General features: G+C 51.1%; 6 protein-coding genes and 1 pseudogene. All 7 read right to left on the bottom strand.

Translation table 11 applies throughout. From position 1 onward, the window contains the following. A pseudogene (locus F463_RS15005) lies at window positions 1-475 on the bottom strand (SPOR domain-containing protein); the annotation flags it as partial. Window positions 476-522: 47 nt separating this feature from the next. After that, on the bottom strand, window positions 523-1818 hold the full coding sequence (gene folC, locus F463_RS0100830) for a bifunctional tetrahydrofolate synthase/dihydrofolate synthase (protein WP_018985136.1): 1296 nt from the start codon (window positions 1816-1818) through the stop codon (window positions 523-525). Then, window positions 1818-2684: an acetyl-CoA carboxylase, carboxyltransferase subunit beta gene (gene accD, locus F463_RS0100825; RefSeq protein WP_018985135.1), complete on the bottom strand. Its 867-nt coding sequence runs from the start codon at window positions 2682-2684 to the stop codon at window positions 1818-1820. The genes folC and accD overlap by 1 nt, the downstream gene beginning before the upstream one ends. A gap of 51 nt (window positions 2685-2735) precedes the next feature. Next, window positions 2736-3536, bottom strand: a complete 801-nt coding sequence (gene trpA, locus F463_RS0100820) for a tryptophan synthase subunit alpha (protein WP_018985134.1) — start codon at window positions 3534-3536, stop codon at window positions 2736-2738. A 92-nt stretch (window positions 3537-3628) separates the two neighbouring features. After that, window positions 3629-4831, bottom strand: coding sequence for a tryptophan synthase subunit beta (gene trpB / locus F463_RS0100815; protein ID WP_018985133.1), 1203 nt, complete (start codon window positions 4829-4831; stop codon window positions 3629-3631). A 22-nt stretch (window positions 4832-4853) separates the two neighbouring features. Then, window positions 4854-5501 carry a phosphoribosylanthranilate isomerase gene (locus F463_RS0100810; RefSeq protein ID WP_018985132.1) on the bottom strand — a complete coding sequence of 216 codons (648 nt, stop codon included), beginning with the start codon at window positions 5499-5501 and terminating at the stop codon, window positions 4854-4856. An 8-nt stretch (window positions 5502-5509) separates the two neighbouring features. Next, on the bottom strand, window positions 5510-6292 hold the full coding sequence (gene truA / locus F463_RS0100805; protein ID WP_018985131.1) for a tRNA pseudouridine(38-40) synthase TruA: 783 nt from the start codon (window positions 6290-6292) through the stop codon (window positions 5510-5512). Window positions 6293-6350 lie beyond the last annotated feature (58 nt).

Raw genomic sequence — 6350 nt, 5'->3', positions numbered from 1 at the left:
CAACTTTGGGTTCAACTTTGGGTTCAACTTTGGGTTCAACTTTGGGTTCAACTTTGGGTTCAACAATTACAGCCTTGGGTGGGGCTGGTTGCTCTGGTGCCGCTACTGGCTTGGGCGTCTCCGTTTTTGCGAGTTTTGGCTCAGGAGTTGTCGTGTTTGCAGGTGCTGAGGGTTCTTCGATACGTGCTTCCGGCACCTCTGCCGCTTGTGCGGGAGTTGGCTTATTGGCAACAGGGGCTATTTCGTTATCGATGACCACCTCATCATCGGGTAACTCAAGGATGGGTTCACGATTAGCCTGGCGGTTAACAACCGTGATTTCAACATTGTCGTGACTGGATTCGACCACTCTGTCCTTAAGCACAAAAGGCAGGATAATCAACATCAGGACCACCAGGGTAATCGCCCCTACCAACCGCCTGCGAGCGGTTTTTTTGAGCAACAGTTCATTGTCGGTCACAGCATCTCTAGCCATAATGTTTTGAAGTTCTCACTCAGGTCAATGCGCAAACAGGACAGCCTTTACAAGGCCCACTGATCAGGCGTTAATTCCAGTATCGCGGCCACCGTAAAGAATGAACCGAACACAATAATTTTATCATTTTTTGCAGCCTTTTTATAAGCGGACTGTAATGCAGCGGCCAAATCAGCATACGGGTAAATATGTTGGGGAGAAACATATGGGGTTAAACAGGTTTGCAGGAAGTCTATGCTGGCGGCGCGAGGATGCTGTATAGGTGCAACATGCCACTCATCGATCACATCATGCAAAATATCTACCACGCTGGCGATATCTTTGTCAGACAGCATGGAAAATACGGCAATCACTTTTCCACCTTCTACGCTGAGGCGCTGCAAATTATCGCGCAAGGCACGGGCAGCATGGGGGTTATGCGCCACATCCAGAATCACATCAGGTGAGCGGTGCCAATACTGGAACCTGCCGGTCACCTCCGTCCCAGTCAACGCCTGTAATAGCTGCGCTTCTGCCACGGGCAATCTGTCATGGAGCGAGCGCACGGCAAACATCACATTGGCGGCATTGTTCCATTGATATCGGCCAAACAAACTTAAGCTGCCGATATCCAGTTGACCCTGCGCATCACGATAGTGGGCTTTTTGCGTATCACTGATATCAATCTGGTAATCGATTCCAAAGCGATTCAATGTTACCCCCAGTGAGCTGGCATACAGCAACAAAGAAGCGGGAGGATTGGCATCACCGCAAATGGCTATCTGCTGCTGGCGATAGATGCCTGCTTTTTCATGACCGATCAATTCACGCGTATCGCCAAGGAACTCCATATGATCCAGGTCGACATTGGTCACGATGGCACAATCCGCATCGACGATATTTACCGCATCCAGACGTCCACCCAAACCAACTTCGAGCACTACGACATCGAGAGGTGCTTGTTCAAAAGCCCACAATGCGGCCAAGGTGCCCATTTCAAAATAAGTCAGCGTAATATCAGCACGCGCTTGCTCTACCGCGGCAAACGCGTCACATAATTGCCCATCGGCGATTTCTTCGCCATTGAAGCGCACGCGCTCCTGATAATGCAGCAGATGCGGGGAGGTGTAACAGCCAACGCGGTACCCGGACAAAGTGTAAATACGCTCAAGCATGGCACAGGTCGATCCTTTACCATTGGTCCCCCCGACAGTAATGACGGTAAAGGGAAATTTCAGTTGCAAGCGGTTTGCGACAGTTTGTACACGGCCCAAACCCATTTCAATGGATTTGGGATGTAGCGATTCGATGTAACCGAGCCAGTCTTCAACGGTTTTTGGCAGCTCGGGTATCACAGGTGGCATCAGGCAGCTTTGGTCAGATTCAACAAGCTGGACAATAACTGACTCAGTTTTGCACGCATTTCACGGCGGTCTATGATCATATCAATGGCGCCGTGCGTCAGCAGGAACTCTGCGCGCTGGAAACCTTCCGGCAAGGTCTCGCGAACAGTCTGCTCAATCACGCGCGGTCCGGCAAAACCAATCAGCGCATTCGGCTCAGCCACAATCACATCGCCAAGCATGGCAAAGCTGGCGGACACACCTCCCATGGTCGGGTCAGTCAGGACGGAGACATAAGGCAGTCCGGCCTCAGATAACTTGGTCAAAGCCGCACTGGTTTTAGCCATTTGCATCAATGACAAAAGCCCCTCCTGCATACGCGCACCGCCACTGGCAGAAATACAGATAAATGCACATTTATTATCGATCGCCGCCTGCACGCCACGCACAAAACGCTCACCGACTACAGATCCCATGGAGCCACCCATGAACTTGAATTCAAACACCGCGGCGACCACGGGCACGCTTTCTATCGTACCGCGCATGACAATCAGTGCATCTTTTTCTTTTACATCACGCTGTGCAGCTTTCATACGCTCAGCATAAGTTTTACTATCCTTGAACTTCAACGCATCCACTGGGGTGACATCGGCCCCAATCTCAACACGCCCTTCTGCATCAAGCAGTACATTGAGACGGTCACGCGCCCCCAGCCGATGATGGTGTCCACATTGAGGACACACTTCCAGGTTGGCATCCAGATCTGTCCGGTAAAGAACCGTCTGGCAAGCATCGCATTTATGCCACAGCCCCTCAGGCACATTGCGCTTCTGCACGGAGCCAACGGCGCGTTTAATCTTTTGTGGAATCTTGTCTAACCAACTCATAATCTCTCCTGCTTAAATATTGCGATGAGGTATAGCTTCGCTCTTGGCGGCCTATACGGAATCAATCGCAGTACGCAATTCCTTCATTAATGTCTGCACATTACTGATCAGATTATTTGCATCCGACCCCTCAATCGCCAGCACCATACGGCTACCAACCACTACCGCGTCAGCTATCGCAGCCACTTCACGGGCAGTCGCAGCATCTTTAACTCCAAAACCAACCCCGATTGGCAGCGTGGTTTGCTTGCGAATCTCTGCGACACGCTTTTTAACTTCAGTAATATCCAGGTTTGCAGCACCCGTCACGCCCTTGAGGGAAACATAGTAAAGAAAGCCCGTCGCCTGCTTCACAATCAACTCCGTACGCGATGGTTCTGTCGTAGGCGACAACAGGAAAATACTATCCATCCCCGCATCGGCAAGCTCGCGATTAAATGCTTCGCACTCTTCTGGTGGATAATCCACCGTCAGTACGCCATCGACACCTGCCTCTTTAGCCAATGCGACGAATTTCGCACTCCCCATGGCTTCAATCGGATTTGCATAGCCCATCAGCACAATCGGCGTCGCTTGATTGGTTTCACGAAAGGTTTTCACCATTTCCAGTACCTTACGCAGCCCCATTTTGTGCACTAGGGCGCGCTCGCTGGCGCGCTGGATAACAGGACCGTCGGCCATCGGGTCAGAAAACGGGACGCCAAGCTCAATCATGTCTGCCCCGGAACTTACCAACGTATGCATCAGCGTGACTGTTTGGTCAGGATGCGGATCACCTGCCGTGATATACGGAATCAGCGCCTTTTTGCCTTGCGCTTTGAGTGCGGAAAATACAGATTGAATGCGTGACATAAGAATATTTTTTTAATGAACTCAAATAATGACGTGTTTTGCTATCCTGCCGAACGATGAACTCACCCCTGAGATCGGCAGGCGCAAAAGTGTCACAGTGTAATGTTAGCCAGGCGTGCCACCGTATTAATGTCTTTGTCACCACGGCCAGACAGGTTCACCAGAACGACCTGGTCTGGGGACATGGTTTTTGCCATTTTCTCGGCATGTGCTAGAGCATGACTGGTTTCCATGGCAGGAATAATGCCTTCAGTACGGCACAGATTATGAAAGGCCGCCATGGCCTCATCGTCGGTAATGGCCACATATTCAGCACGCTTGATATCTTTTAACCAGGCATGCTCAGGACCTACACCCGGATAATCGAGACCTGCAGAAATCGAATGCGTCTCGATGATATTGCCATCTTCGTCCTGCATGAGGTAAGTACGGTTACCATGCAACACACCAATCGGGCTATTTGCGGTCAGTGGCGCCGCATGCTGGCCTGTGTGCAGACCATGTCCGCCAGCCTCCACACCTATCAGGCGTACACCTTCCACATCAATGTAAGGATAGAAAATGCCCATTGCATTGGAACCACCGCCAACACAGGCCACCACGGCATCTGGCTGTCGGCCTATCATTTCCTGCATTTGCTCTTTGGCTTCAATACCAATCACCGCCTGAAAATCACGCACCATCATCGGGTAGGGATGAGGGCCTGCCACAGTACCGATAATATAGAAAGTATTGGAGATATTGGTGACCCAGTCACGCATGGCTTCATTCAATGCATCTTTCAGGGTTTTGGAACCACTTTCGACGGGGACTACCGTGGCCCCCAGCAGCTTCATGCGAAAGACGTTCGGTGCCTGGCGTTTGACATCTTCGGCACCCATATAGACAACACATTCCAAGCCTAAACGCGCAGCAATCGTGGCCGTTGCCACGCCATGCTGTCCGGCACCGGTTTCGGCGATGACGCGAGGCTTGCCCATGCGCTTGGCCAACAAAGCCTGGCCGATTGTATTATTGATTTTATGCGCACCGGTGTGGTTTAAATCTTCGCGCTTAAGATAAATTTGCGCGCCACCCACCTTTTCGGAAAGACGCTTGGCATGGTAAATCGGGCTGGGGCGACCAACAAAATGCTTGAGGTCGTAAGCAAATTCTGCCAGGAATTCAGGGTCATGACGATATTTTTCATACATCACGCGCAGTTCTTCCAAGGCCTCTACCAAGGTTTCTGCAACAAAAACGCCACCAAAAGGTCCAAAGTGGCCGCGCTCATCAGGCATGTCATAGACTTTCATGCTTTACTCCGTCTCTCGTTTGTTACTCTAACCACCCATTACGTGCAGCATCACACTGCATCACCTGCTGCATGAATGCAGCTATTTTTTGTGCGGATTTTATTCCCTTTTCTACTTCAACACCGCCACTGACATCCAAAGCATAAGGATGTACCTGATGCATGGCTTGGGTCACATTGTCAGGATTCAAACCACCCGCCAGAACCAGCGGCTTTTGCATGCCAGCAGGAATCACCGACCAGTCAAAGGCCTCGCCTGTTCCACCTACCGCTTTTTCTGAATAGGTATCCAGCAACAATGCAGTCGCCGATGCAAAATCAAGCTCGCATTGTATCAAATTTACCTCTGGTTTGACGCGGATTGCTTTGTAATATGGCAGATTAAATTGCGCGCAATAGTCCGCAGATTCATCGCCGTGAAACTGCAAACAATCCAGGCCTGCGGTCACAATCGCCTCACGCACTTCGCTGGCTGATGCATTCACAAACAAACCGACTTTGCTGACGAATGGCGGCAACATCGCCGTGATCGCCTGCACCTCAGCGGGCAGGACAGCACGTGGGCTAGGGGCATAAAACACAAATCCTAGCGCATCTGCGCCTGCACTAATCGCTTCTAATGCATCCTGCTGACGTGTGATACCACAAATTTTAACCCTGGTTCTTGTCATCAAATGTCCTAATTTCCCTCATCCCAGCGCGCCTCGCAATGAGGCAATTGCCAGCAGGCATCATAATCGACACCAGTGAAATACAAACCATCGGGCATGAATGTGGGGGGGGAAAGCCGCCTGTCCTTATGCTCAAGCAACTCAGCAAACCCTCTCGCACTCAGCTTGCCCTGTCCGACATATACCAACGCGCCCACCATATTGCGAATCTGGTGCTGCAAAAACGCATTTGCCCGAAAACTGAAAATGAAGCACTTGCCGTGCCGGATAACCTCCGCCCGCTGCATAGTACGTACCGGACTGCTTGCCTGGCACTCGCTGGCGCGAAAAGCGCTGAAATCATGTTCACCTACCAGTAACTGAATGGCTTGCTGCATCACGTCAGTATTAAGCGGTCTATGATACCAACCTACACGGCCGTGCTGGCTAGCGGGGGCAACTGGATGGTTAAACAATATATATTGATAGCTGCGGGCGCGTGCACTAAAGCGGGCATGGAAATCATCCGCCACCTCATTTGCCCACAATACCCGTACCCATGCGGGCAAATGGGCATTTGTGCCGCGTATCCAGGCGCTTAATGGTCTGACCACGGAAGTTTCAAAATGTGCCACTTGCATCAATGCATGTACGCCAGTATCGGTCCGTCCGGCAGCATGTAATCGCACAGGTTCGCCCCCCACCTGCGCTATCGCCCTTTCCAGGGCATCCTGAACACCTGCGGCATTCGGCTGGCTTTGCCACCCTTGAAAATAGGCGCCATGATATTCAATGCCAATCGCAATTTTCATGGCGCCTAGTATAAATGCTGCATGCAATAACACCTAATGCAACAGTTAAAAAAACAAG

Origin of the sequence: Methylophilus methylotrophus DSM 46235 = ATCC 53528 (assembly GCF_000378225.1) — a bacterium.
Classification (GTDB): Bacteria; Pseudomonadota; Gammaproteobacteria; order Burkholderiales; family Methylophilaceae; genus Methylophilus; species Methylophilus methylotrophus.
Note: the sequence above shows the minus strand (reverse complement) of the source record. Positions and strands in the feature narration are given on the sequence as shown.

What these genes read in the sequence shown, in the direction of transcription:
- truA (WP_018985131.1), bottom strand. Translation starts at nt 6,292, where the DNA reads ATGAAAATTGCGATTGGCATTGAATATCATGGCGCCTATTTTCAAGGG.
- trpB (WP_018985133.1), bottom strand. Translation starts at nt 4,831, where the DNA reads ATGAAAGTCTATGACATGCCTGATGAGCGCGGCCACTTTGGACCTTTT.
- trpA (WP_018985134.1), bottom strand. Translation starts at nt 3,536, where the DNA reads ATGTCACGCATTCAATCTGTATTTTCCGCACTCAAAGCGCAAGGCAAA.
- accD (WP_018985135.1), bottom strand. Translation starts at nt 2,684, where the DNA reads ATGAGTTGGTTAGACAAGATTCCACAAAAGATTAAACGCGCCGTTGGC.
- folC (WP_018985136.1), bottom strand. Translation starts at nt 1,818, where the DNA reads ATGCCACCTGTGATACCCGAGCTGCCAAAAACCGTTGAAGACTGGCTC.
- F463_RS0100810 (WP_018985132.1), bottom strand. Translation starts at nt 5,501, where the DNA reads ATGACAAGAACCAGGGTTAAAATTTGTGGTATCACACGTCAGCAGGAT.